Origin of the sequence: Providencia rettgeri, from assembly GCF_041075285.1 — a bacterium.
Classification (GTDB): domain Bacteria; phylum Pseudomonadota; class Gammaproteobacteria; order Enterobacterales; family Enterobacteriaceae; genus Providencia; species Providencia rettgeri_G.
In genome coordinates this window covers 2,619,238-2,645,671 of record NZ_CP163512.1, presented here as the reverse complement: position 1 = coordinate 2,645,671, position 26,434 = coordinate 2,619,238, and the positions used below count along the sequence as shown (strand labels likewise).

Below are 26,434 nucleotides of genomic sequence, written 5' to 3'. Positions count from 1 at the left end.
GCATTGGGTAACTCGTTTTGCTCAGTTACCCAATAATATACGACAAGGGTGTGAATTTATACAGTATTAGTTGGTGTCGTTGGCTCGAAGAAGTGCAGAGGCTGCACTCTCTCCTTGCAACAAAGCCTGTGTATCGCCGTTATAGACAATCGCACCATCGACCACGACTAAAGTTCTTGGTGCGATTTGTAAAGCATCATCCACATTATGGGAGACCATTAATAGTGTGATGGATTTTTCCTCACAAACGCGTTTTAGTAACATTAGCATGTCATAGCGTAGAGCAGGATCTAGGGCTGAAAATGGCTCATCAAGCAACAAAATAGGTTGATTGCGAACCAAGCAACGCGCCAGTGCGGCACGTTGGCGTTGTCCACCGGAAAGCTGTGCCGGCAAACGATCTAAGCACTCTGTTAAGCTAACGTGATCCGCAATTTGCTCAACTATCTGCATTTGCATCCCATTCAGTCGCAAGCTTGGCTGTAAACCTAGGCCAATATTTTGTCGTATCGTCAAATGTGCGAATAAATTGTTTTCTTGAAATAGCATAGAAACTGGGCGCTGCGCGGGGGGGCTAAAGGTATAGTCTTGCCCATTCAGTTCTATGGTTCCTGTTTTGGGAAATTGAAAACCACTGATTAAGCTTAGCAATGTGCTTTTCCCTGCGCCGCTCGGCCCCATAATTGCGACACATTCCCCTGATTTTACTGAAAAATCAAATGACATCGTCAGGTTATCATATTGGTAATCTAATTTCGTCAGCTTAATCATGGTGTTTTCCTGAAATACGCTCAAGCATGCTAAATAAACAAAAACACAGTAATAACAATAGCATTGCTGTTACAGCGCCATCGCTAGTGCGGTAAGCCCCAATTTGCTGGTACAAATAATAGGGAAGGGTGCGGAAATTTTCATTGCCAAACAGCGCGACGATACCAAAATCTCCGACAGAAATCACACAAGCAAATGCCAGTGCTTGAGCAATAGGTTTGCGCATTGCTTTGAGTTCAACAATTTTAAAACGGTTAAACCCTGTAATGCCTAAAGATTGGCAGAGTGGGTTATATCGCTCTGCGGTATCTCGCATCGGGTTTTCTAGGACTTTTAAGGCGTAAGGAATAGCCAATAGGGCATTAGTCATTATCACCAAAGGGTAGGGAGATTCGGGTAACCCGATGGTTTCATTAAACAAGATAAAAAAGCCAGTGGCGAGTACGATTCCGGGCATAGCTAAAATAATTAAACCACTTAATTCAATGGCTTGACCAAGTCGTACAGCTTGACGCAAACGCAGTTCGCGGCTACTCCAAAGCAGCATTAAGGTAAGGGCAACGCAGAGCAGACCTGCACAAAGTGCAATAAAAAGGGATGTTCCAGTCGCTTGCCATAATGCAGGTTGCCGTAAAACCGACAAAAGTTGCCCATTTAAGCCATCGAAAATCACCGCAAACAGCGGTGGAAGTAACAACAGCATTGCTGCAATAATTAAAAGATAATCACGGATGCGGCGAAAAAGATTATCAGCCGGATCAACCCATTGGGTCTGATGGCTAAAGCCAACAGAAAATAAATTGTTGATCTTTTGGCAAATGAACATCAATCCAAGACAAAAGAATAATTGGATCAGCGCCAAAATAGCGGCCCTGCCAAGATCAAAATCATAATTCAGCGCTTGGTAGATAGCCAGTTCAATGGTGGTTGCTGCTGGACCGCCGCCTAAGGCTAGTACGGTGGCAAAACTGGCAAAGCACAACATAAAGATCAGCGCGGCGGTAGGCAGAATTTGTCTACGTAAATAAGGCCATTCTAAAATTCTAAACTGTTGCCACTCATTAAAACCTAACTGTGCCGTAATTTGCCGTTGTTCAATGGCAATATTTTCTAAGGATTGCAACAACATTCTGGTGGCGAGTGGCATATTAAAGAAAATGTGCGCGAGTAAAATCCCTTTTAAACCATAGGGGGAAAAAGTGTATTCCACACCTATCCAGTGGCAAATTTTTGCAAGCCAACCTGTTTGCCCATATACCGATAAAATGCCAAAAACGGCGACTAAAACGGGGAGAACGAGCGTCATCGCACATAGGCGTATAAATAATGTTCTTCCCCAAAAGCGGCGACGATAAAGTGCTCTGGCAAGGAAAATGGCGGGAAGCACGGAAAACACAGCGGATAAAAATGCCTGCCAAAAGGTAAAGCCGATGACATGCCACAAATAGCTATCGCGGATGATGTCATCAATGGCGATTTCAGGTGCAAAAAACCAGAGCGCGCCAAAGCACAGAAGCGCTATGGTAATTAATAGACCGGAAGCAATTGCCCCCGGTAATAACGAAAGGTTAATTAACGACTGACGGCGGATTGCCATAAACGTGTCCAGTTTTGACGTTGTTTAGCCACTTCTTGTGAGCTAAATTGTAAGGCTTTTTCTGGCAGAGGCAGTTGGTTATAAACGTCTGGTAAAGGCATATCAATAACCGGATACATCCAGTTAGTGGTCGGTAAAGTACTTTGAAATTCAGGCGTTAAAACGAATTGCAAAAATTGCTTGGCAAGTTCTGGTTGCGGGCTGTTTTTTAATCTCGCCGCAACTTCTACTTGCAGATAATGACCGTCGTTGAATAAGGCGGCAGCGTAATTGTCTTTTTTATCATTTAGTATTTGGTAGCCCGGCGATGAGGTATAACTTAAAACAAAGTCCCCTTCACCTTTTAAGAACAAACCATATGCTTCACTCCAACCTTTGGTCACTGTTAAGGTTTTTCCTGCCATTTTTTTCCAAGCCTCGGCGGATTTATCCCCATACAGCTTTTCAATCCATAACATCAATCCAAGTCCTGGAGTACTGGTTCGCGGATCTTGATAGATGATTTTCCAGTTATTTTTACTATCTAATAGCGCATCCATACTTGCTGGTGGCTGTTGAATTTTGTTTTTGTCGTAAATAAATGCGAAGTAGCCATAGTCATAAGGAATGAAAATGGAGCTATCCCATGCAATGGGTAACTTTAGCGCCGCAGTATTAATCTCGGCAGGTGCAAAAAGGCCTGTTTTCTCCGCGGAGTCTAATAAATTATTATCTAAACCTAAAATGACATCAGCTTTGCTTTTTTTGCCTTCCATTCTTAAACGGTTTAATAGTGCGACGCCATCACCTAAAGCCACAATGTTTAATTCGCAGTCACATTGTGCTTCAAAATTCTGTTTAATTTGCGGGCCGGGTCCCCACTGTGCTGCAAAGGAGTCGTAGGTATAGACAGTCAAGGTGGGTTTTTCTGCCCATACGAATTGGCTTAAACTGAGTGCACTGAGGGTAAAAATCGATGCTATAATTTTGTTTTTAAACATGCTTTTTCCTGCGCTAATAAAGAGTGACACAGGATTTGAGAGTGAACCGATGCAGGTTGGCATACGGTGGCTCAAATCCCTACGCCGGTATTAACCGGATCAGGTTCTACGGGTTATTTCTCAGCCAAAATAAATTTGGCACCCCGTTGAGACGCTTACTATTGTAGAGACTTCAGACATATCTGCAAACTGTATTGATATAGGTTTACCCGTTAGGGTATGTGTGAAACAATTAGGTATCTTTCAAATTTGGTTATTGGGGTAGTCGAGTGATTGATGATGATGGCTACCGCCCGAATGTAGGAATTGTAATTTGTAATCGGCAAGGGCAGGTTTTATGGGCTCGCCGCTATGGTCAGCACTCATGGCAGTTTCCTCAAGGAGGTATCAATCCTGGGGAATCACCAGAGCAAGCGATGTATCGTGAGTTATACGAAGAAGTTGGGCTACAGCGTAAGGATGTCAGATTATTGGCTTCTACCCGTAATTGGTTACGTTACAAATTACCCAAGCGTTTGGTGCGTTGGGATACAAAACCAGTTTGTATTGGGCAAAAGCAGCGTTGGTTTTTACTTCAACTTCAATGCAATGATGCCGATATAAACGTGCAGCGCAGTAAATCGCCAGAATTTGATGGCTGGCGATGGGTCAGTTATTGGTATCCTGTCAGGCAGGTGGTTTCTTTTAAACGCGAAGTTTATCGCCGTGTAATGAAAGAATTCGCGCCAATAGTTATGCCTTTACAGGAACAAAAATTACCACAACGACCTGTTTTTAATAACCGTAGGCGTGGAGCAAGGTAAGCCTATGTTGATGCGTTTACGTGAAATTGTCGAAAAAGTAGCGATGGCGACAAGTTTGACCGATGCGCTCGAAGTATTGGTGGATGAAACCTGCAAAGCGATGCGCACGGACGTGTGTTCGATTTACTTAGCAGATCATCCTCGCCAATGCTATTACTTAATGGCAACCCGCGGGTTAAAAAAACCTAGCGGGATTGCTATTCGCCTTGGCTTTGATGAGGGGGTGGTTGGCGCAGTTGGACGTCAATCAGAAATGCTTAACCTAGCGGATGCTCGCGAACATCCTCAATATAAATATCTTCCACAACTAAAAGAAGAGCAGCTTAAAGCCTTTCTTGGTGTTCCCATTGTTTATCGGCGTCAACTATTAGGCGTGCTTGTGGTTCAGCAGCGTGAAAAACGGCTGTTTAACGAAACAGAAGAATCTTTCATGGTAACGTTGTCGATGCAGCTTGCGGTAATTTTATCACAAGCGCAAGCCAAAGGGATTTTTGGGCAATATCGGCAAAATAGAATTAAAGCAATCCCTGTCTCTCAGGGAGTTTCCATGGCCTATGGTTGGCAAGACAATTCACAACCTTCTTTTGATAGCATTAGCCAAACTAGTGCGATTGATATTGATAGTGAAAAACAGCGTTTAATCACGGCACTAGAAAGCGCAACGGCAGAATGTAGGCGGATCAGTAAACGTTTTATGGCGAGCTCTGCGAAAGAAAGCGCAGCAATTTTTGATCTTTATAATCATCTGCTGAGTGATCCTCAACTTAAAAAACATCTATTTGCCGCCATTGAGAATGGTGCTGCCGCTGAATGGGCGGTAAAAACGGTTATTGAAAACTATGTTGAGCAATTTTCTCGTTTGCGCGATCTTTATTTAAGAGAGCGGGGCTCAGATCTCAAAGCATTAGGTCAGCGCTTACTATTCCATCTTGATGATTCTTTAACGGCAAATGAACAATGGCCAGATCGTTTTATTTTAGTCGCTGATGAACTTAGTGCCAGTGTGCTTGCTGAACTGCCGATGGAACAACTCGCGGGTGTTATTGTGCGTGATGGTGCAACCCATTCACACTCGGCAATTTTAATTCGAGCAATGGGGATCCCAGCCATTATGGGGGCGGATATTGAACCGTCTTTATTGCATAATCGCCATTTAATTTTAGATGGCTACCGTGGAGAAGTCTTTATTGAGCCTGAAAACCTGATTGTTCAGGAATATCAGCAAATTATCGAAGAAGAAAATGTTATTAGCCGCTTGGCTGAGGGAACATTAGAGCAAGATGCAACCCTAAAAGGTGGCGAGCAGGTGCAAATCCATCTTAATGCAGGGTTAAGCCCTCGCTATGAGCAGCAAATTAATATGGGGGTTGATGGTGTTGGGCTATATCGTACAGAACTGCCTTTTATGCTGCATAATGGTTTTCCTTCAGAAGATGAACAAAAACAATTATATAAAGAAGTTCTTCAGTTATTCCCAACAAAGCCAGTCGTATTGAGAACCCTTGATATTGGGGCTGATAAACAGCTTCCTTACATGCCTATCAGTGAAGAGAATCCAAGCCTTGGTTGGCGAGGGATCCGCATTATGCTCGATCAGCCTGAGATTTTTTTAATTCAATTAAGGGCGATGTTACGGGCAAATGCATTATCTGGAAATTTACGCATCCTTTTACCAATGGTGACGAGTATTAATGAAATTGATGAAGCGATTTCATTAATAACCAGAGCAAAAGAGGAAGTTAGCCAGTTACTAGGCCAACAAATCGCAATGCCGCAAGTTGGTGTGATGCTCGAAGTGCCATCATTATTATTTTTATTACCTGAAATAAAAAAACGTGTAGATTTTATTTCCATTGGTACCAATGACTTTACACAATATTTACTTGCTGTTGACCGCAACAATACACATGTCGCTGCGCTATATGATAATCTTCATCCTGCGGTTATTCGCTTTCTCGCGAAGGTCAGTGAAGAGTGTCAGCGTCTTGCTCTTCCCGTCAGTGTGTGTGGTGAAATGGCAGGTCAGCCACTCAGTGCGATGATATTAATTGCTCTTGGTTACCGCTCTTTAAGTATGAGTGGGCGGAGTATTCCACGGATGAAATACCTTATTCGTCAACTCGATCCAGTATTAATGTCTGATTTAGTTGATAAATTATTAGTGGCTGAGACATCAGAACGTGTCAAAGAAGAAGCCAGTCACTTTATGGAAACTCATCGCCTTGGTGGGTTTGTCCGTGGCGGTATTTAGTTTTATTGTATTTACTCGTCTGCGGCTAAATTAGGCTAAAGTGATTATATTGGAGTATGAGTCACTAGGCTTTTTGTTGTATGCTTTGCGCTCTTCAAATAATTGAACTGTATTGAATACCTTATAGCTAGCGCACAGTTGGCTTAATCATTAAAAGTGGGGAACGATGAGTAACAGCTACTTAGCATTTCCGGAAATTGATCCTGTTATGTTCTCAATTGGACCAGTATCGCTACACTGGTATGGTTTTATGTACCTCGTTGGGTTTGTTTTTGCGTTATGGTTAGCAGGACGTCGTGCAGCAAAACCCAATAGCGGCTGGACTAAAAATGAAGTTGAGAACCTACTGTATATTGGTTTTGTGGGCGTTTTTGTTGGTGGTCGTCTTGGCTACGTATTTTTCTATAATCTTCCCGTTTTCCTTGATGACCCGCTTTATCTCTTTAAGGTATGGGATGGCGGGATGTCCTTCCATGGTGGCTTAATTGGTGTTATTTGTGCCATGATGTGGTTCGCTCATCGTACGCATCGTCGTTTTCTTCAAGTCTCTGATTTTGTAGCCCCACTAATCCCATTTGGTTTAGGTATGGGGCGTATTGGTAACTTTATTAATGGTGAATTATGGGGACGTGTAACCCTTGATACGCCTTGGGCTTTCCTATTTCCGCATTCACGCAGTGAAGATATTCAATTGGCGGCACAAGACCCCTCGTTATTACCGATTTTAGAGCAATACGGTGTATTGCCAAGGCACCCCTCACAGCTTTATGAAATGTTCTTAGAAGGTATTGTTTTATTCCTGATTCTTAATTTGTTTGTTCGCAAACCAAGGCCAATGGGCAGTGTTTCAGGGCTATTTTTAATTGGCTATGGTGCGTTTAGGATCATTGTTGAGTTCTTTAGGCAGCCAGATGCTCAGCTTGGGTTATTTGGTGGTATTAGTATGGGGCAAATTTTATCTATCCCAATGATAATCATTGGTGTTCTAATGATTATATGGGCATATAAATATGGTAAAAACATTCCTGCGCATCAGCCTGAAAAAGAGCCTAAAGGTGGTTGAACCCCAGTGTTAGTGAGGCTAGCTTAGTATTTTTAATACAACAATTTCACTGAAAATAGTCTATTTCTTACTAAGCTTGCCAGTTAAGTTATTTTGCATAAGAGAGCCATTATGAAGCCGTATCTAGAGTTGTGCCAACGTATTATTGATGAAGGGCAATGGGTTGAAAACAAGCGTACAGGTGTTCGTTGTTTAACTGTAATTAATGCCGATCTTGAATATGATGTTGGAAATAATCAGTTCCCTTTGATTACGACTCGTAAAAGCTTTTATAAGGCGGCGATTGCAGAGCTACTTGGTTATTTACGTGGTTATGATAATGCAGCTCAATTTCGTGAAATTGGCTGTAACACGTGGAACGCAAATGCGAATGAAAACCAAGCTTGGCTGAACAACCCTCATCGAAAAGGTGAGGATGATATGGGCCGTGTATATGGTGTTCAAGGTCGCTCGTGGCAACGCCCAGATGGCTCTCATCTCGATCAACTGGCAAAAGTGGTTAATAACTTAAAAAATGGTATTGATGACCGGGCGGAAATCATCACTTTTTATAACCCCGGTGAATTTGAGATGGGGTGTTTACGTCCCTGCATGCACACCCATACCTTTTCACTATTAGGCGACACCTTGTATCTGACATCATACCAGCGCAGCTGTGATGTTCCGCTCGGCCTGAATTTTAATCAAGTACAATGTTTTGTGTTACTTGCATTGATGGCTCGTATCACGGGTCATAAAGCAGGTAAGGCTTATCATAAGATTGTGAATGCACATATTTATGAAAACCAGCTACCGTTGATGAGAGATGTACAACTAAAACGTGAACCATTTCCTTCTCCTTCATTAACAATTAATCCAGAAATTAAAACGTTAGAAGATATTGAAACATGGGTAACTACAGATGACTTCACACTTGATGGGTATCAATGTCATGAAGCTATCAAATATCCATTTACGGTCTAACTCACAATCTCTTTTGGTGGCTATGGTGGCTTGATATAAAGAGCCACCTTATGCCCTGTTTTTGAATACATTCTCCCCTCCTTTATTTCTTCGCTCTTTACTGATGCGTTTATTTTGTTTTTCCTCGAATAAAAAAACTGCATATTTTTTATTGGGCTCTACTGTTTTGCGAAGCGCTTCCCAAACTTATTGAGATCCAAACCAAGGGTGTTCATTTTTTGTGGAAGCGCTTTGTAAACAGAAAAGTATTCGCTCGTTAAGTGGATTATTTTCAATAAAACTCGCGGCTGTGTATGTTCGAGGGAGATATTTATGAAAATAGAACAGGAGCAAACTCAGCGCGGCTTTACATTGATTGAAATTTTAACTGTCCTGTTTATTTGTTCTTTAACCGTACTTACTGGGCTGCATCATTGGCAGCAGCAAATTGAACAGCAACGAATAATGGATGCCGCGAGGCAAGTGTCTGAGTTTATTTATAGCCATATGAAAGAGGGAATATATTTAAATCGGCATCAAGTTCTTTCAGTAAAAATAGGGAAACTAGATTGGTGGATATCGATAAAAGATGCAAAAACGAATAAGGAATTAGGGAAAGTTACGGCAGATAAATTTCAGGGAATTGAAATCGCTAAAGCAACGCGAACCTCAGTTGAGTTATATGGAAAGCAAGGAACAAGCCGTGCATTTAGTCTTGAGTTAAAAAATAAAAATAAATCTATTTTTATGTATATGTCTGCGTTAGGAAGGGTTAGAGCTTGCTCGTACCAAAGTATGGCTGGGATCCCCAAATGTTGATGCAATCAAATAGTGTAGCTAGAAAAAAACAGAAGGGTTTTACGCTAATTGAAATGCTGGTGGCGATGGTGATAAGTAGCATTGTTTGTATTGCAGCAATGAGCAGTATTCCGTCAATATTTAAGCAAGCATATCGAGCTTATTTTCAATATCAATTAGATAGAGAAGTTAGGCAGATTTTATTAAATATAGAAAAGGATTTTAGGCGTATCGGTTATTGCAGTAATTCAAATTGTGTTGGTGAGCCAATAATAACGGGTGTTAGTTCATTAAGTGAGGGGAAAAATAGTTGTATCATTTTTGCTTATGACCAAGATTTATCAGGTAAATGGGTTGATATTAAGTCCAAAACAACAGAAACAGATTATTTTGGGTATCGGCTAAATAAAGGGAAATTAGAGTCAAATCGAAATGTTAGGGATTGTGGTGGTACTCGCTGGCAGTCACTATTTGATGCAAATTTGGTGACAGTAAAAAAATTATCTTTTAATTGGAATCAACGTATTCAAGTGATTGAGGTTATTATTAGTGTCCAAACAAGGTTATTGCCTGCACAATTGTTTAATTACAAAATCGCAGTAAAACTCAGGAATTTATAATGGCAAAAATGGATAGCCAAAGAGGTAATATCGCGTTAGTGATGACGGTTGTTTTAATGACAATAGGCTTGTTATTGATTAAATCTCTGCATTTTTTCCAACAGCGGGCTCAGGACGAATGGCACAAAGAAGCTAAATATTATAATGCGTTTAATCGCGCTGAATCAGGGTTAGCGTGGGGGCTTACATTAGCGTGGGAAGCTAGCACAAAGAAGAATTGGGTTTGCCAACAAAATACAAGGCAAAACTGGAAAAGCTGCCTAAAACCCTATAAAGGTCTAGTTTATGTTTTATCCGGGCAAAGTCCTTACACAGAAGGTGCTGATATCAAAGTTTATCAATGGGTTGAGTTTGATATAGAGAAAAAAAGAATTTTTCCCCGTAAAAATGGTTGGTTAGATTATTGCCCAGTTCAACAAAAAGGATTTTGTTTGTGAAAAAAAGCCAACAAGGGTTTGCATTAGTTGAGTCGATGGTTGCAACGGTAGTTTTTGCCATCTTACTTATCGCTTTGCTAAACTATACACAATATATCGTATTGAATTTTAATCAATTATATAAAGGCTCAATGGCAATAAGAGAATTACATAGTGTATTAGAAAATCAAAGCGCCTCGGCAGGTGAAATGTCGAGAGTGGAAATTCCTTTCATTGATGCAGATTTACGATACTCTGATGGAAAGATTGAACAAAGCGACCGTAACCCAACGGAATTTTGCACTGAGCTTATGGTTTCATTACTTATTCCTAGGCAGCGGCTTTCGCTTAGTCGCTGGTATTGCTCAATAGGAGAGCACCATGTTTCAAGTCTATCATTCTAACCAACTAGATTTGCTAAAAGAACTCATTGCCCATTTGATGAAAAGTAAACCTTTATCTCATCCTTTTGAGCAAGAAATCATCTTAGTGCAAAGCCCTGGTATGTCTCAATGGTTACAGATTGAACTTGCAAAACAATTTGGTATTGCAGCCAATATTACCTATCCGTTACCTGCTACATTTATATGGGATATGTTTAGGTGCGTACTACCAGAGATCCCCAAAGAAAGTGCGTATACCAAACAAGCAATGACCTGGAAATTGATGACAATTTTACCCAATGTCATTGGTGAAGAGGAGTTTGAGCCATTAAGGCATTATCTACAGCACGATACGGATAAACGAAAACTTCATCAGCTTGCAGGGAGGATCGCAGATCTATTTGACCAATATTTAGTTTATCGCCCTCAATGGATTGAAAAATGGCAACAAAATGAGCTAATAGAAGGGCTGAGTACGAATCAGCTATGGCAAAAAAGACTATGGCTATGTTTGGTTGAATATTCAAATGAATTAAATCAATCCCCTTGGCATCGTGCTAACTTATACGAAAGTTTTATCAATAAGCTTAGGAGTTCGCCGTCTTTAGGGAAAATGCTACCTAAGCGCATTTTTATTTGCGGTATTTCCTCTCTTCCCCCTGTTTATCTTCAAGCTTTGAATGCTATTGCGGAGCATACTGATATTCATTTGATGTTCACAAACCCTTGTCGTTACTATTGGGGAGATATTCAAAGTGCTTCTTTTTTAGCAAGGCTACAACAAAGAAAATTACGCCACTATCTTGATAAACATGAAATCTCACGTTTTAAGGTAGAAGAACATGCCTCCCATTTATTTAATGAACAAGGTGAGCAAGATATTGTTAACCCGTTACTCGCTTCATGGGGAAAACTGGGTAGGGATAACTTATATTTTATTTCCCAAATTGAGACAGCAAATGAAATTTCTGCTTATGTTGATACAAGAAGAGCGACCCTTCTTGAACATATTCAGCAAGATATTTTAGATCTTGAAAATCATGCACAGCTTGGTACGACATTAGAGAATTATGAAACAAGCCAAGATAAGAGACCAATAGATAAAGCGGATGATTCAATTTCATTCCACTTATGTCACAGTGCTCAGCGTGAAGTGGAAGTATTACAAGACCACCTATTAGCTATTTTTGAAGAAGACCCATCCTTAACACCAAGGGACGTGATTGTGATGGTCGCAGATATTGATAGCTATGCCCCCTACATTCAAGCTGTTTTTGGCAATACAGCAACCTCTCGTTATATCCCATTTTCCATCTCTGACCGAAAAGCATTGCAAGCACACCCAATTTTACAGGCATTTATCATGTTATTAGATTTGCCTCAAAGTCGTTTTTCAACAGAACAAGTGCTTACCTTGCTTGAGGTGAATGCATTTTCACAACGGTTTGGGATTGATGAAAGCGAGCTAAGTTTATTACGCCGTTGGGTGAATGAGTCAGGGATCCGTTGGGGGTTAGACGATGACAATGTGCGCTCATTTGCTTTACCGGTTATCGGACAAAATACTTGGCAATTTGGTTTAAGCCGCATGTTGTTAGGCTATGCTATGGATAGCCGAAATGGCCCATGGAATGGTATTTTGCCTTATGATGAATGTAGTGGCTTGGCCGCACAGCTAGCCGGTAAGCTGGCTTTATTAATTAATACATTAAGAGAGTGGCGCACAATATTAGAGCAAGCGCGCTCACTCAATGAATGGAAGGATCTTTGCCAACAACTTATCGATAGTTGTTTTCTGGTTGATGGTGAAACAGAACTTGTTCTGACACTTTTAACAGAGCAGTGGCATCAAATCATCGAAAATGCGCTGATTTCAGGCTATCAACAATCTGTTTCGCTTCGTTTGCTCAGAGACGAACTTTCAGTGCGTTTTGATGATGAAAAAATCAGTCAGCGTTTTTTAGCTGGAGCTGTTAACTTTTGTACTTTGATGCCAATGCGCTCTGTGCCATTTAAAGTGGTGTGTTTATTGGGAATGAATGATGGCGCTTATCCGAGAAGTATTCCACCGCTGGGCTTTGATTTGATGGCTGAAAAGCCAGTAAGAGGGGATAGAAAGCGTCGAGATGATGACCGTTACCTTTTTTTAGAGGCGCTCAATTCTGCCGCTAAACAGCTCTATATAAGCTATATTGGGCTTTCGATCCGTGATAACCAACCCTGTAATCCATCAGTTTTAGTCACTGAGCTGCTTGATTATATTTGTCAAAGTTGTTGTTTAGTTGGCGACGAGCAACTTAATATTGATGACAGTTCTAAGCGTTTAAGATCCCATTTAGTGACTCAACACAGCCGAGTCCCTTTTGCGAAAGAAAACTTTATTCCTCAAACACCTTATCAAAGCTTTGCAAAAGAGTGGTTACCGGCAGCGAAAACAATAGATCGAGTAGAAACATCTTTTTGCTCCGTTCTTAAAGATCCGCAAGAACAAATTACCCATATTGCTTTAGAGCAGTTGTTACGTTTTTATCGCCACCCTATTCGAGCATTTTTCCAACAACGCTTAAAAGTGCATTTTTCAATGGAAGAAACTGAGCTTCCAGAAGAAGAGCCTTTTATTCTTAACCACTTACAACGCTATAAAATTAACGATCACGTTCTAGATTTGCTTGTCAAAGAGGAAAGTCCTGATCCTTTTTATCATGCACTCAAAGCTTCAGGGCAACTGCCAGCGAAGCAATTTGGTCAGCTTTTTTGGGAACAACAACTTAATGAAATTATTCCACTCGCTGAAAAGATAAAAGAGCATGAACTTCAACAGTTTGATTATCCAATAGATTGTGAGGTTGAAGGAATAAGGATCACAGGGCAACTAAAAAATGTACACGAAACAGGTCTGCTACGTTACAGGCCTGCCTATTTAACGGCAAATGATGGCGTACAGTTATGGATTGAGCATCTTTTATTTAATTACCTTATTGGTGAAGGGGAGAGTATTGCCCTTGGTCGCGATAACAGTATTTGGCAATTTTCATCTGTTGAAAAAGAAGATGCATTAGGTTATTTAAAAAATCTAATTAAAGGCTATCGTGAAGGGTTAAACTCTCCTTTAATACTTTTAAATCAAAGTGGTTGGAATTGGTTAACTGCCTGTTTTGATAAAAAAACGAAACAATACGATTTTGTGTCAGCACAGAGCCAGCAAAAAGCACTGGCAGCCTTAACACAAAGTCTTCAAGGGAGTTCGATGAAAAAAGGTGAGATGGAAGATGATTATGTGTTAAGGGCTTGTAGAAGTTTGAATAGTACAATGATCCAGTCGCTGATACTGAATACCCAGCGTTTTTTACAGCCAATGACGAAATATTTAAAATAACGGGAGAGCATTACAGGATGCAATATTTATCCAAAAGAATCGCCCATCTATTCTTATTATTCACGCTGTTAATGTGGGGAAATGCATTTGCAGACCAACCACTCTGGCAGTTGTTACCCGAGAATATTAATAAGAGTGAAAGCGATCCTAGAGAGTATAAGGCAATAAAGCTGAATAACGATATGACAGTTTTATTAGTTTCTGATGCTAAAGCAACAAAATCATTGGCAGCTGTTTCTATACCAGTAGGCAGTATTGAGAATCCAGATAGCCAGCTAGGGTTAGCTCACTATTTGGAACATATGATACTGATGGGGTCTAAAAAGTACCCGGAACCGAGTAGTTTTTCTGAATTTTTGCAAAAGCATGGTGGTAGCCACAATGCGAGCACAGCGCCACATCGCACAGCGTACTACTTTGAAGTTGAAAACGGTGCATTAAAAGAGGCGACTGATAGATTAGCGGACGCATTAGCAGCACCGTTATTAGATCCTCACAATGCAGATAGAGAGCGTAATGCGGTTAACGCAGAATTAACGATGGCTCGCTCTCGCGATGGGATGCGTATATGGCAAGTGCGTTCTGAAACACTTAACCCACAACACCCTAATTCTCGTTTTTCAGGGGGTAACTTAGAAACGTTAAAAGATAAGCCTAACAGTAAGTTACAGGATGAACTTGTTGGTTTTTATAAACATTATTATTCTGCAAACTTGATGAATGGGGTTCTCTATGGTGACCAATCAATTGATTCTCTTGCCAGAATAGCGCAAGAAACATTTGGTCGTATCCCTAATTTCAATAGGAGTGTGCCTGCCATTAATACTCAAGCGGTTACGGATAAAGAAAAGGGGATTATCATTCACTACGTACCCGCACAACCACAAAAAGCGATCCAGATTGAGTTTAGTATTAAAAATAATATGGCGGATTTTCGCAGTAAAAGTGATAGCTATATTAGTTATTTGCTCGGAAATCGCAGCCCTGGCACATTAGCTGATTGGTTAATTTCACAAGGTCTAGCAGAAGGGATTAGTGCATCAGCATCACCGAATGCAGATAGAAATTACGGCTCTTTCTCTATTTATGTCACCTTAACGGATAAAGGGTTACAAGAGCGAGACCAAATTATCGCCGCCATATTTTCTTATATCGAATTAATTAAAAAAGAAGGTGTTAACAAAAGCTACTTTGATGAAATTGCAAAAGTGCTTAACTTATCGTTTCGTTATGGTTCGGTAGTTAGGGATATGAACTACATTGAATGGCTATCTGACCAAATGATAGATGTTCCGGTTAATCATGTACTGGATTCAGATTATATTGCAGATAAATATGATCCGGCCGCGATTAAACAGCGACTATCAGAATTGACTGCACAAAATGCAAGAATTTGGTTTATTAGCCCTGATGAGCCCAGCAATAAGAAAGCCTATTTTGTTGAGGCACCTTATCAAGTTGATCGAATTACGCAAAAACAGTTTAAAAACTGGAGTCGTTTAGCGTCAAACATGCAGTTTAAATTACCCGCATTAAACCCCTACATTGCGGATAAGCTTCCATTAATTAAAACTGAAAAAACGTATAACCACCCTGAGCTTATTTATCAAAAAGGTAATACGCGTGTGCTGTATATGCCAAGCCAATATTTTGCAGATGAGCCCAAAGCAAGTATTACGTTGTCATTACGTACTAAACAAGGTGATCGAAATGCAAAAGAACAAGTAACCGGTTCATTATTGCAATATATTTCCTCATTAAAAATGGATGAGCTGCAATATCAGGCATCGGTTGCAGGCATGTCTGTTTCTGTTTCACAGGGGGTTGGATTACAGTTTAACGCGAGTGGTTATACTCAGCACTTATCTGAACTCTTTTTATCAATGACTAAGCTGTATTTAAACTTTGAGCCAACAGAACAAGAGTTAGCTCAGGCCAAGTCTTGGTATAAAGAACAAATAGCGGTTGCGAATAATGCAAAAGCTTATGAATTGGCAATGCAACCTCTTCAGCGCATTAATAGTGTTCCTTACTTTGAACAAGAGCAGCGACTTGCTGAGCTGGATAAAATATCACTTGATGATCTTATTAACTATCGGCAGCTATTGGTGAAAAGTGCAGCATTACAGGCACTCGTTTTTGGTAACATTAGCGAATCACAAGGTATCAAAACGATCCAAGAGGCTCAAAAGTTATTGAATAGCGAAGGGACCGAATGGTGGCGTGGTGATGTTGTTGTTATCGATAAAAACTACTTAGCAGACTTCCAGAAGCAGGCTAATAGTACGGATAACGCACTAGCTGAAATCTTTGTTCCAGATGGCTATAGCCGTATAGATAGTGCAGTGTTGTCAGGTATTTTAGCGAAGGTGATCCAACCTTGGTTTTATGACCAATTAAGGACTAACGAGCAGCTAGGTTATGCTGTATTTGTCTTTAAATCAGGGTTAGGTGATCAATGGGGGATGGGTTTTTTATTACAAAGCAATGCAAAAACACCAGATTACCTGAATACACGTTATCAAGCATTTTATACTCAAGCTTTAGATAAACTCAAAAAACTGCCAGTTGAGGAATTTAATCAGTATAAACAGTCAATTATTACAGAAATGAATCAGCCCCCACAAACATTCTTTGACGAACTTGGGCGCTATTCATCTGACTTCTCACGCAATATTTTTAGCTTTGATACGCGTGATAAAGTGTTGAAGGCATTAGGTGCAGCAACGAAAGAACAAGTCATTGAATATTATGAAAATGCAGTGATTAAACGTAAAGGTCTAGCATTAACATCACAGGTAATTGGTCAAGATGTTGACGCGAAGTCCGGTTTTGCTCAACTGAAAGGTTGGACGTTCTATCCAACAGCAATAGAGTTACAACAGATTTTGCCAATAAAGGAAGATGCTGAGTGAATAAAGTGCAGGTAGAGTCCCAGTTACTGAATGTATTTTCTTTACCATTAAGTGGGCAAAGATTGATTGAAGCTTCGGCAGGGACAGGAAAAACATACACGATTGGTATACTCTATCTGCGGCTTTTATTAGGCTTAGGCGGAAATAATGCGTTTCCTCGGCCTCTTAGTGTTGAAGAAATATTGGTGGTGACATTCACTGAAGCGGCTACTAACGAATTGCGTGGACGCATTCGCCAGCGAATTCATGAAATGCGTTTAGTTTGCTTAAGAAATGGGATTGGGTTTGAATCTCAACCTGAGTATTTGACATTGCTCAGTGAACTTTCAAGCGAGGAACAGCGTAAGTTTGCTGAAAATTGGTTGTTGGCTGCCGAACGACAAATGGATGAGGCTGCCATTTATACTATCCATGGTTTTTGCCAACGGATGTTAGTGCACAATGCTTTTGAATCGGGTGTACTGTTTGAACAAACGATGATCCAAGATGAATTTCCGATTCAAAAACAAGCTTGTGCAGATTTTTGGCGACGTCATTTTTACCCGCTTGATTATTCGATGACAAAGGTTGTGCAGTCTGAATGGAATGGTCCAGAGGCACTTTTAGCTGAAATAAGGCCTTTCTTACAAGGGGATATGCCACAAATCATTAATCAACCTAACGTACCGGAATCCTTGGAAGAACGGCATCAACGCTTAATTTCTCTGATTGAATCGGTCAAATCCTCTTGGCGGGAAAACGCGGGTGATTTTGAAAAACTGATTACAGATTCAGATGTTGATAAACGAAGTTACAGTTCTCGTTTTCTGCCTAATTGGCTGATAAAAATCGGCGAATGGGTAGATGAAAAAACAGAGGATTACGAACTACCAAAAGATCTTGTGCGTTTTTCCCAATCCGTATTACATGAAAAATCAAAAAGTGGTCAAGGACCTGTACATGTCGTTTTTCAAAAGATAGATGAGTTGCTTTCCCAACCATTAACCTTAAAAGATCTGGTTATTCCACTGGCTATTTCGCAAGTTAGGCAAACTATTATCGATGAAAAGCACCGTCGTGGCGAAATGGGGTTTGATGACCTCTTAACGCGTTTAGATGGTGCACTTAGCCATGAAGGGGGCAGATTTTTAGCACAGGCAATTAGCCAGCGCTTTCCTGTCGCGATGATCGATGAGTTTCAGGATACTGACGCGCAGCAATACCGTATTTTTCAGCGAATTTATCAAGGCGTTGATAACACAGCTCTTTTATTTATCGGTGATCCAAAACAAGCTATCTATGCTTTTCGTGGTGCGGATATTTTCACCTACATAGAAGCGAAAAAGGAAGTTAGTGCTCACTATACTTTGGAGACCAACTATCGCTCTTCTCAATGTATGGTTGAAGCTATAAATCGCGTATTTAGCCATTGTCAGTCACCTTTTATTTTCGATCAAATTCCCTTTCAGCCAGTTAACTATGCAACACAAAATGCAGGGAAAAAACTGATCCACAAAGGTCATGAGGTCAAGGCTTTGACTTTTTGGCAGTTAGATGCAGAAGCAGTTTCTGTCTCTGAATATGAACAAGCAACAGCAACACAATGTGCAACACACATTGCGCAGTATCTACAAGGTGGGTTTAAAGGGGAAACATACTTTGTGGATAATCAACAACGCTTCCCTGTTACTGCCTCTGATATTACAGTGTTGGTGCGTAGCCGCCGTGAAGCTGGGTTAATTCGAGACGCCTTAAATCAGCTAAATATCTCTTCTGTTTTTCAATCAAATAGAGAAAGTGTGTTTTCAACTCCCGAAGCAAGGGATTTATTATGGTTGTTGCAGGCCGTGTTGACGCCTGAAAAAGAGCGAGTGCTACGCAGTGCATTAGCTACGGGGATTTTAGGGTTAACCGCGAAAGATATCGATGAGCTTAATCATGATGAAAAAGCATGGGAGGCGCTCGTCGATGAGTTTTCACGTTATTCCATTGTTTGGCAAAAACGCGGTGTATTGCCTATGTTGAGAATGATAATGTCACAGCGCCATATTGCTGAAACATTATTATCGACAACAGATGGTGAAAGGCGGTTGATGGATGTCATGCATATTGGCGAATTATTGCAGGAAATGTCACTTCAACTTGAAGGTGAGCACACACTAACTCGCTGGTTAGCACAACAAATTGCTCATCCTGACCACCAGTCAGATGCCCAACAAATGCGCTTGGAAAGTGATAAACATCTGGTTCAAATTAGCACTATTCATAAATCTAAAGGTCTTGAATATAAAATTGTGTGGTTGCCTTTTGCCAGCAACTTCTTACCGCAATCAAAAGGTTTATATCATGATAGAAATGATTATGGTACGCGCCTCGATTTAGAAGATAGTGAAGAAACCGTTGCTTTAGCAGATGAAGAGCGTTTAGCAGAAGATCTCCGATTATTGTATGTGGCATTAACTCGTGCGATTTACCATTGTAGCGTCGGTATTGCCCCATTAATAAAGGGCAATAGAAAGAAAAGCGGTGAAACGGACTTACATTTATCTGCTCTGGGTTATGTTATACAAAAAGGGGAAGCTGGTGACAACTTACTGTTAAACAGTATGTTAAATGAAATCAGTAATGAAGTTATTGATGTCGCTACGATTACTCAGCTTGAAATAGACAGATTAATGTTAGATGCCGAAGTGCATGATGAATTAATGGCCAGAGAGCTAACTCGTGATTTTGACGATCATTGGAGAGTTACAAGTTACTCAGGGCTGAGTTATGGCTTAAGTCATACAGAGGTTGATCAAATCGTTTCGCCGTTACAATTGGCGACTTCATTGGCCCCAAAAATGGATACCGAAGCCAGTGTTGATATCGGGCAACCGGAAGAAGAAAGCGATGCTATCCTAACGCCTCATCAGTTTCCTAAAGGCGCATCACCAGGCACTTTTTTGCATACATTGATGGAAGAAATCAATTTTAGCGAGCCTGTTTCCCTTGAGTGGTTAACGGAGCAACTCGAAGCCTCAGGGTTTGATACTGTGTGGGCACCTATGCTGAAAGAATGGTTAAAAGTCATTGTCGATGCGCCGTTAGCGGAGGATGGCCTCTGTTTATCGGCATTGCAGCCTCAAGATCAACTGGACGAAATGCAGTTTTATTTACCCATTGACGCCATCATTAATGCAAGCAACTTAGATAGTATTACTCACCAATATGATCCTCTGTCTAAACGATGCCCGCCATTAAATTTTGAAAAAGTTCAGGGAATTTTAAAAGGGTTTATCGACTTAACGTTTTATTGGAATGGAAAGTTCTATTTACTTGATTATAAGTCGAATTATCTTGGTGAAGATGCGTCATATTATACACAAGATGCGATGGCTGAAGCGATGATAGATCATCGCTATGATTTACAATATCAACTATATTCATTGGCGCTACATCGTTATTTAAAACAGCGTTTGCCTGACTATGATTACGAAACTCATTTCGGTGGTGTCTATTATCTCTTTTTAAGAGGAATTGATAGCGCTAATTTGAGAAATGGCATTTTCTTTTATCGCCCAGTCAATGGGTTTATTCAAGCTCTTGATCAACTGTTTAGCAATACACAGGATAAGGAGAAGTGCGAATGAAATCTCTTTTTAATCAAGGGATTGAACAGCGGATTTTTACACCTTTAGATGTGCAATTTGCTTACAGCATCGCGGATGAAAGCCATCCCATTTTATTGGTGGTGGCTGCGTTATTGAGTGCGGAAACTATGACCGGACATGTCTGTTTAGCGCTATCCGATGTGACTCTTGAGAACCTATTTTTAGGGCGGCATCAGGAACTGGCTAATGATTTTTGGCTCAAAATGGGGCAACCTGATGAAAAAACTATTATTCAAGCAATTAAAAATTCAAATGCGGTTTCTTTAACATCAGAAAATAGGCTGTCACCGCTGTTGCTTTCGGGCGATTATTTGTATTTTCAGCGTATGTGGCAATATGAACAGTGTGTCGCCCACTTTTTTTCTAATACATCAGCGATAAGTTGTCAGAATCAACACATTCAATCAGTTTTAGATGGCTTATTTCCTATTTCAGATGAAATTGATTGGCAAAAAATTGCTGCGGCAGTGGCTGTAACAAGCCGAGTCTCTATTATCTCTGGGGGACCAGGAACGGGAAAAACGACGACAGTTGCCCGCATACTGGCGGCTTTAATTAAGCTGGAAACCCGAAATGAGCATCAATTAATCATTGAACTGGCAGCACCTACCGGAAAAGCTGCGGCGAGGTTAACAGAATCCCTAGGTAATGCGATGAAAGAGATGCCATTAACGGATAGAGAGAGAGAAATTTTACCAAACCAAGCGAAAACCTTGCATCGGTTATTGGGTGCTCAACCTGAAAGTCAGCAGTTCCGCTTTAATCGCAATAATTTATTATCATTAGATATCTTAATTATTGATGAAGCATCTATGGTTGATTTACCGATGATGGCAAAACTGATTGAGGCTCTACCTGAACATGCAAAATTGATTTTTCTCGGTGATAAAGACCAACTGGCCTCGGTAGAGGCGGGCGCGGTATTGGGCGATATTTGCCAGTTTGCCGATATTGGCTATAGCGTGGAAAGAGCGAAACAATTGGCAGAAATTACGGGTTATTCACTTGATGAATATTCTTCAACTGAAGGCCCTGTTATTCGTGATAGCTTGTGTTTATTACGTAAAAGTTATCGTTTTTCTGCCCAATCAGGTATTGGGCAGCTTGCTTTTGCGGTTAACGAAGGAAATGCCACTCGAGCTCAAAAATTGTTAAATCAGGGATTAGTGGATGTGCATAATTATGTGCAAGAAACAGCTGATGATTATGTGAAAATTTTACTTGATGCTTCTGCCTGTTATGAAGATTACTTGCTTGCAGTGAAAGCCAATAAAACACCAGAAGAAATTTTATCTAAGTTTAATCAATATCGATTGTTAACAGCGCTAAGAGAAGGGCCTTTTGGTGTTGTAGGGTTAAATGAAAAACTAGAAAAGTTACTTCATCGTCAAGGTTTAATTAATCGCCCTTATAACCCGTTGAATCGGCATTATGCGGGGCGGCCGATAATGATCAGTCGTAATGATAGCCCATTAGGGCTTTTTAATGGGGATATTGGTATCATTTTACCTGATGAAGAGGGCGCGCTTAGGGCTTATTTTCAATTCCCTGATGGCAGCATTCGTGGGGTTCAGCCTAACCGGCTTCCCTCACATGAAACTGCTTATGTGATGACAGTCCATAAATCTCAAGGTTCGGAGTTTGCTCATACCGCATTTGTTTTACCCCAATTATATTCACCCGTTATTACTCGAGAATTGGTATACACCGCAATCACTCGAGCAAAAAAAGAACTTTCCCTTTATGGCAACCCGAAGGTATTGCGTCGAGCAATTGAAACACCAACCAAGCGTCGTAGTGGGTTAAAGAGGCAGTTAATGTAACCATTGCAAGAGGATGTTTGGGTAACTAAATGACCTAACTTGCTAATAATAATGATTTAAAGGTAATGATATGGATAACCCGCAAGAGATGACAACAGTAACCGTTACGTTAAATGCGAGATTAGAGCCTGTTAGACGTGCAGATTTAGAAGATGCTTTTGACGAAGTCATGAAAAGTCTGAATAAAGATATTCATGTGACAGGGGGTGGGACACTATTAAGCGATAATGGTGAAGCACAAGAATGTGATATTGAAATTGCCATGGCTGATGCTAGTGATGAAAATATTAGCATGATAATTCAATTGTTTACATCCATGTTAGCACCGAAAGGTTCTCGTTTATTTATTCATGGTGAAGATGTTCGCATTGATTTTGGTGAACACGAAGGTTTAGCCGTTTATTTTAACGGTACTGAGCTTGCGGATGAAGTTTATGAGAATGGTGATATTAACGATGTTTTTGACGTGTTAGATGAAGCTGTTGAAGATATCGGTAGTATCCATGGTGTATGGGATGGTCCAACAGAAACCGCATTCTACTTTTATGGTAGTTCATTTGCTGAAATGGAAGCGGCAATAAAGCCACATTTGGCCGCTAACCCACTTTGTGAAAAGGCAAGAATTGTGCAAATTGCTTAAGCCAATAGTGATTAGCAATTAAACGTTCCCCCAAAATTAGACATCCGTGTGTAATTTGGGGGATTGTACTAACCGATACTTGTTTTATGGCAAGCTAAGATCCGACTATTTATCAGATTGGCCCTTTAAATCTAAAATTAAAATTTTAGAACGGCGTTGGTAATTATATAAAGCCTGTTTTTTCAATGGCAGCATGTCAATTTCAGCAGGTATAAAGCCTCGTTCTTGGAACCAATGGATGCTGCGGGTGGTTAAGACGAACAATTTCTCTAAACCAAATTGTTTTGCTTGCACAGCAATACGGTGAAGCAGTTCTTCCCCTCGAGCAGAGCTTCGGTAGTCAGGATGGACAGCGACGCAAGCCATTTCACCTAATTTTTCATCTGGATATGGGTAAAGCGCTGCGCATGCAATGACCAAGTTGTCCCGTTCGATGATCGTGAATTTATCAATTTCCATTTCGAGTTGTTCGCGGGAGCGGCGAACGAGGATCCCTTGCTGTTCTAATGGACGAATTAATTCCAGAATGCCCCCAATATCATTAATATTCGCACGACGAATTTGCTCCGCACTTTCCATTACGATTTGCGTACCGATACCATCACGGGAGAACAATTCTTGGATAAGCGAGCCATTCTCTTGGTAGCTTAACAGGTGGCTACGACGTACCCCTCGGCGACAAGCTTTTGCTGCACCACGTAAGAAACGTACCGTTCCTGAATAATAATCCCCTTCAGACTCAAGCTCTTGAATTCGATTTTCGGCTTCGTTTGGAAACAGCTCAGATAAAATATTGCCATCTTTATCCGCAACACCTTGGGAAGAGCAGAATCCGATGAGTTTTTCTGCCTTCATTTTTACGGCCAGTTGGGTGGCAATTTCTTCGGAAGTAAGATTAAAGCTTTCCCCTGTCACAGAAACTGCAACTGGGCCGATTAAGACAATAGAGCCATTATCTAACTGATTATTAATTGCTTCTTCATTTATGCGACGAATTCTGCCACTGTGGCAGTAATCAACACCGTCATCAACGCCAAGCGGTTGTGCTATCACAAAATTCCCACTGACCACATTAATGTGAGCGCCTTGTAATGGTGTATTACTTAAGCTCATCGATAAACGAGCGGTAATATCCAGTTGTAACGCACCTGACGCCTGTTTAACATATTCAAGCGTATTTGAATCAGTCACTCGTGTATGTTTATGATAAACGGCATCATATTTATGCTCAGCTAAAATATCCTCAATTTGAGGGCGCGCGCCATAGACCACAACGATTCGGATCCCTAAGCTATGTAATAATCCTATATCATTGACAATGCTTGGGAAATTCTCATGCGCAATCGCTTCACCACCAAGCATAATAATAAAAGTTTTGCCGCGGTGGGCGTTTATATAAGGTACCGAATGGCGAAACTCATCAACCAACTCGGTGCTGCGCTCTTTCATAACAACCCTCTTGAGTGAATTTTTATTCGTTAATAATGTATTTTTATTCTTTTTGACAAAAAATATCAAGTAAAAGATGGTATAAAAAAATAACAAATATATTTTTAAGGGTTACATATCTTTAAATATAAATGTGTATTATTAATGACAGAAGTCACATGATTAGTTAGAGTGCTTATTTCTGGCCAAATAATTGGCATATATTCTAAAATCACTTTATTTTTCAGTTTTAGGTTCGGAATTATTGATGAGTCAGCAAGATCACAGCCCATCTAAGCGCCGTTTTATTCAAGGTGCCGCCGCAGTTATGTTACTGAGCGTTAGCCCATTCGGTTTTTCTGCGAATAGCAGCGTGATCGCTGTACGTATTTGGCCTGCGTCGAGTTACACCCGTGTGACGCTTGAATCAAGTGTTCCGCTAAAGTACCGCCAGTTTGTGCTAAATGACCCAGAGCGGATTGTTGTCGACCTTGAAGGGGTGCAACTCAATAATGTCCTCAAACAGATGGGAGCCCAAATTCAAACTCGTGATCCTTACCTAAAATTGGTTAGGGTGGGGCAGTTTGACCCTAAAACAGTGCGTCTTGTTTTTGAAGTTAAAAATAAAGTGACCCCGCAATTCTTCACTATGTCGCCAGTAGGAGAGTTTAAGCACCGCTTAGTTCTTGATTTCTATCCGGGTAAAGGGGTGGATACGACTGATGATCCATTGCTGGCATTACTTGAGGATTACAATAAAGGTGACCTCGAAGAAAGTATGCCTGCACAAGCGAAAAAACCGGGCAAAGCGGGAACTGACCGGCCAATTATTATTATGATTGACCCTGGGCACGGTGGGGAAGACCCTGGTGCAATAGGGAAATATAAAACGCGTGAAAAAGACGTCGTTTTGCAAATTGCTCGGCGTTTGAAAGCGCTGATCGATAAAGAACCGAAAATGCGCGTATATATGACACGTAATGAGGATGTGTTTATTCCATTAAAAGTGCGTGTTGCGAAAGCGCGTAAAATGCAGGCTGATTTATTTGTGTCAATCCATGCGGATGCCTTTACTAATCGTTCAGCCCATGGTTCGTCAGTGTTTGCATTATCGACAAAAGGGGCAACCAGTAACACAGCTCGATATCTTGCTCAAACTCAGAATGAGGCCGATTTAATAGGTGGGGTCAGTAAGAGCGGGGATGTGTATCTCGATCACACTATGTTGGATTTAGTTCAGACAGCCACCATAAACGATAGTTTAAAATTTGGTGATGAAGTACTCAAACGCATGGGGCGAGTTAACCGATTACACAAAAACAAGGTTGACCAAGCAGGGTTTGCGGTACTCAAAGCTCCTGAGATCCCATCAATATTAGTTGAAACGGCGTTTATCAGTAATTTAGAAGAAGAACGTAAGCTGAAGACGGCTAAATTCCAACAACAAATGGCAGAATCCATTTTTGAAGGGATAAAAGCCTATTTCCGTAACGGTGGTGAGTTAGCGATCCGTAATTAAGTAAACTGAAAGATAAACAAAGAGGTGATAAGCGTAATGCGAGTCGCCTTTTTTATTATCAAACTACTAGATAAGATTATTGGGGTGTCTTAGGGGAAGATAACTCAGAGAGAAAATTGGTTGCGGGGGCTGGATTTGAACCAACGACCTTCGGGTTATGAGCCCGACGAGCTACCAAGCTGCTCCACCCCGCGACTGAAGAAGTAAAAAATTGGTTGCGGGAGCTGGATTTGAACCAACGACCTTCGGGTTATGAGCCCGACGAGCTACCAAGCTGCTCCATCCCGCGACTGAACTTTTTACAACATTTTGATTTTTTAACTGCTCTACTGATTAAATCAGTATTGGTTGCGGGGGCTGGATTTGAACCAACGACCTTCGGGTTATGAGCCCGACGAGCTACCAAGCTGCTCCACCCCGCGTCCGATAGCGGGCACTATACTCGGGATGAGATCTGATGCAAGTTTTTTCGTGTTT

The 26,434-nt window shown here is 40.9% G+C and carries 18 protein-coding genes, 3 tRNA genes and 1 riboswitch; of the genes, 14 read left to right on the top strand and 7 right to left on the bottom strand.

Annotation, left to right across the window (positions count from 1 at the left end; genetic code table 11):
- Window positions 1-66: 66 nt before the first annotated feature.
- From thiQ to thiB, 3 genes are read right to left on the bottom strand one after another with little or no spacing between them, the layout of a single operon-like run.
- Window positions 67-771: a thiamine ABC transporter ATP-binding protein ThiQ gene (gene thiQ / locus AB6N04_RS11995; protein ID WP_369308535.1), complete on the bottom strand. Its 705-nt coding sequence runs from the start codon at window positions 769-771 to the stop codon at window positions 67-69.
- Window positions 764-2,368 carry a thiamine/thiamine pyrophosphate ABC transporter permease ThiP gene (thiP, locus tag AB6N04_RS11990; protein ID WP_369308534.1) on the bottom strand — a complete coding sequence of 535 codons (1,605 nt, stop codon included), beginning with the start codon at window positions 2,366-2,368 and terminating at the stop codon, window positions 764-766. Before thiP ends, thiQ begins: the two co-directional genes overlap by 8 nt.
- Complete coding sequence (thiB, locus tag AB6N04_RS11985; RefSeq protein ID WP_369308533.1) at window positions 2,344-3,348, bottom strand: thiamine ABC transporter substrate binding subunit; 1,005 nt, start codon at window positions 3,346-3,348, stop codon at window positions 2,344-2,346. Before thiB ends, thiP begins: the two co-directional genes overlap by 25 nt.
- Window positions 3,349-3,406: 58 nt before the next feature.
- Window positions 3,407-3,504: riboswitch (TPP riboswitch) on the bottom strand.
- A gap of 113 nt (window positions 3,505-3,617) precedes the next feature.
- Here thiB and rppH point away from each other — a divergent pair.
- The 13 genes from rppH (at window position 3,618) to AB6N04_RS11920 (ending at window position 23,010) form a co-directional block, all read left to right on the top strand.
- Window positions 3,618-4,151 carry an RNA pyrophosphohydrolase gene (rppH, locus tag AB6N04_RS11980; RefSeq protein WP_369308532.1) on the top strand — a complete coding sequence of 178 codons (534 nt, stop codon included), beginning with the start codon at window positions 3,618-3,620 and terminating at the stop codon, window positions 4,149-4,151.
- 4 nt (window positions 4,152-4,155) lie between these two features.
- Complete coding sequence (ptsP, locus tag AB6N04_RS11975; RefSeq protein WP_369308531.1) at window positions 4,156-6,402, top strand: phosphoenolpyruvate--protein phosphotransferase; 2,247 nt, start codon at window positions 4,156-4,158, stop codon at window positions 6,400-6,402.
- Between the two features lie 166 nt (window positions 6,403-6,568).
- Entirely contained in the window at window positions 6,569-7,465 is an 897-nt protein-coding gene (gene lgt / locus AB6N04_RS11970) for a prolipoprotein diacylglyceryl transferase (protein ID WP_369308530.1), read from the top strand.
- 111 nt (window positions 7,466-7,576) lie between these two features.
- On the top strand, window positions 7,577-8,428 hold the full coding sequence (locus tag AB6N04_RS11965; RefSeq protein WP_369308529.1) for a thymidylate synthase: 852 nt from the start codon (window positions 7,577-7,579) through the stop codon (window positions 8,426-8,428).
- Between the two features lie 312 nt (window positions 8,429-8,740).
- Window positions 8,741-9,226: a prepilin-type N-terminal cleavage/methylation domain-containing protein gene (locus AB6N04_RS11960; protein WP_369308528.1), complete on the top strand. Its 486-nt coding sequence runs from the start codon at window positions 8,741-8,743 to the stop codon at window positions 9,224-9,226.
- Complete coding sequence (locus AB6N04_RS11955) at window positions 9,220-9,825, top strand: prepilin peptidase-dependent protein (protein ID WP_369308527.1); 606 nt, start codon at window positions 9,220-9,222, stop codon at window positions 9,823-9,825. Before AB6N04_RS11960 ends, AB6N04_RS11955 begins: the two co-directional genes overlap by 7 nt.
- Complete coding sequence (locus AB6N04_RS11950; RefSeq protein ID WP_369308525.1) at window positions 9,825-10,262, top strand: DUF2509 family protein; 438 nt, start codon at window positions 9,825-9,827, stop codon at window positions 10,260-10,262. Before AB6N04_RS11955 ends, AB6N04_RS11950 begins: the two co-directional genes overlap by 1 nt.
- A complete protein-coding gene (locus AB6N04_RS11945) occupies window positions 10,259-10,645 on the top strand; it encodes a prepilin-type N-terminal cleavage/methylation domain-containing protein (protein WP_369308523.1) in 387 nt (128 codons plus the stop codon). Before AB6N04_RS11950 ends, AB6N04_RS11945 begins: the two co-directional genes overlap by 4 nt.
- Window positions 10,623-14,000 (top strand): exodeoxyribonuclease V subunit gamma, encoded by a 3,378-nt coding sequence (gene recC, locus AB6N04_RS11940; protein ID WP_369308522.1) that lies wholly within the window; start codon window positions 10,623-10,625, stop codon window positions 13,998-14,000. The genes AB6N04_RS11945 and recC overlap by 23 nt, the downstream gene beginning before the upstream one ends.
- A 17-nt stretch (window positions 14,001-14,017) precedes the next feature.
- Window positions 14,018-16,915, top strand: coding sequence for a pitrilysin (gene ptrA, locus AB6N04_RS11935; protein WP_369308521.1), 2,898 nt, complete (start codon window positions 14,018-14,020; stop codon window positions 16,913-16,915).
- Complete coding sequence (gene recB, locus AB6N04_RS11930; protein WP_369308519.1) at window positions 16,912-20,526, top strand: exodeoxyribonuclease V subunit beta; 3,615 nt, start codon at window positions 16,912-16,914, stop codon at window positions 20,524-20,526. Before ptrA ends, recB begins: the two co-directional genes overlap by 4 nt.
- The gene (gene recD, locus AB6N04_RS11925; protein WP_369308518.1) at window positions 20,523-22,370 is read left to right on the top strand and encodes an exodeoxyribonuclease V subunit alpha; all 1,848 of its coding nucleotides are present in this window, start codon (window positions 20,523-20,525) and stop codon (window positions 22,368-22,370) included. The genes recB and recD overlap by 4 nt, the downstream gene beginning before the upstream one ends.
- Window positions 22,371-22,440: 70 nt before the next feature.
- A complete protein-coding gene (locus AB6N04_RS11920; RefSeq protein WP_369308517.1) occupies window positions 22,441-23,010 on the top strand; it encodes a hypothetical protein in 570 nt (189 codons plus the stop codon).
- A gap of 105 nt (window positions 23,011-23,115) precedes the next feature.
- On the opposite strand, the gene argA is transcribed toward AB6N04_RS11920, so the two are convergent.
- Window positions 23,116-24,459 (bottom strand): amino-acid N-acetyltransferase, encoded by a 1,344-nt coding sequence (gene argA, locus AB6N04_RS11915; protein WP_369308515.1) that lies wholly within the window; start codon window positions 24,457-24,459, stop codon window positions 23,116-23,118.
- Window positions 24,460-24,706: 247 nt separating this feature from the next.
- Here argA and amiC point away from each other — a divergent pair, with 247 nt between their 5' ends.
- Window positions 24,707-25,957: an N-acetylmuramoyl-L-alanine amidase AmiC gene (gene amiC / locus AB6N04_RS11910; RefSeq protein WP_369308513.1), complete on the top strand. Its 1,251-nt coding sequence runs from the start codon at window positions 24,707-24,709 to the stop codon at window positions 25,955-25,957.
- 117 nt (window positions 25,958-26,074) lie between these two features.
- Here the strand turns inward: amiC and AB6N04_RS11905 are convergent.
- The 3 genes from AB6N04_RS11905 to AB6N04_RS11895 form a co-directional block, all read right to left on the bottom strand.
- Window positions 26,075-26,151, bottom strand: a tRNA-Met gene (locus tag AB6N04_RS11905).
- Between the two features lie 18 nt (window positions 26,152-26,169).
- Window positions 26,170-26,246 (bottom strand) — tRNA-Met (locus AB6N04_RS11900).
- A 56-nt stretch (window positions 26,247-26,302) separates the two neighbouring features.
- Window positions 26,303-26,379 (bottom strand) — tRNA-Met (locus AB6N04_RS11895).
- Window positions 26,380-26,434 lie beyond the last annotated feature (55 nt).

Excerpts from the sequence above, each read along its gene's own strand:
- AB6N04_RS11960 (WP_369308528.1), top strand. The coding sequence starts at position 8,741 with ATGAAAATAGAACAGGAGCAAACTCAGCGCGGCTTTACATTGATTGAA.
- AB6N04_RS11950 (WP_369308525.1), top strand. The coding sequence starts at position 9,825 with ATGGCAAAAATGGATAGCCAAAGAGGTAATATCGCGTTAGTGATGACG.
- ptsP (WP_369308531.1), top strand. The coding sequence starts at position 4,156 with ATGTTGATGCGTTTACGTGAAATTGTCGAAAAAGTAGCGATGGCGACA.
- AB6N04_RS11920 (WP_369308517.1), top strand. The coding sequence starts at position 22,441 with ATGGATAACCCGCAAGAGATGACAACAGTAACCGTTACGTTAAATGCG.
- amiC (WP_369308513.1), top strand. The coding sequence starts at position 24,707 with ATGAGTCAGCAAGATCACAGCCCATCTAAGCGCCGTTTTATTCAAGGT.
- ptrA (WP_369308521.1), top strand. The coding sequence starts at position 14,018 with ATGCAATATTTATCCAAAAGAATCGCCCATCTATTCTTATTATTCACG.
- argA (WP_369308515.1), bottom strand. The coding sequence starts at position 24,459 with ATGAAAGAGCGCAGCACCGAGTTGGTTGATGAGTTTCGCCATTCGGTA.
- AB6N04_RS11965 (WP_369308529.1), top strand. The coding sequence starts at position 7,577 with ATGAAGCCGTATCTAGAGTTGTGCCAACGTATTATTGATGAAGGGCAA.
- lgt (WP_369308530.1), top strand. The coding sequence starts at position 6,569 with ATGAGTAACAGCTACTTAGCATTTCCGGAAATTGATCCTGTTATGTTC.
- thiP (WP_369308534.1), bottom strand. The coding sequence starts at position 2,368 with ATGGCAATCCGCCGTCAGTCGTTAATTAACCTTTCGTTATTACCGGGG.
- thiB (WP_369308533.1), bottom strand. The coding sequence starts at position 3,348 with ATGTTTAAAAACAAAATTATAGCATCGATTTTTACCCTCAGTGCACTC.
- AB6N04_RS11955 (WP_369308527.1), top strand. The coding sequence starts at position 9,220 with ATGTTGATGCAATCAAATAGTGTAGCTAGAAAAAAACAGAAGGGTTTT.
- recD (WP_369308518.1), top strand. The coding sequence starts at position 20,523 with ATGAAATCTCTTTTTAATCAAGGGATTGAACAGCGGATTTTTACACCT.
- thiQ (WP_369308535.1), bottom strand. The coding sequence starts at position 771 with ATGATTAAGCTGACGAAATTAGATTACCAATATGATAACCTGACGATG.
- recC (WP_369308522.1), top strand. The coding sequence starts at position 10,623 with ATGTTTCAAGTCTATCATTCTAACCAACTAGATTTGCTAAAAGAACTC.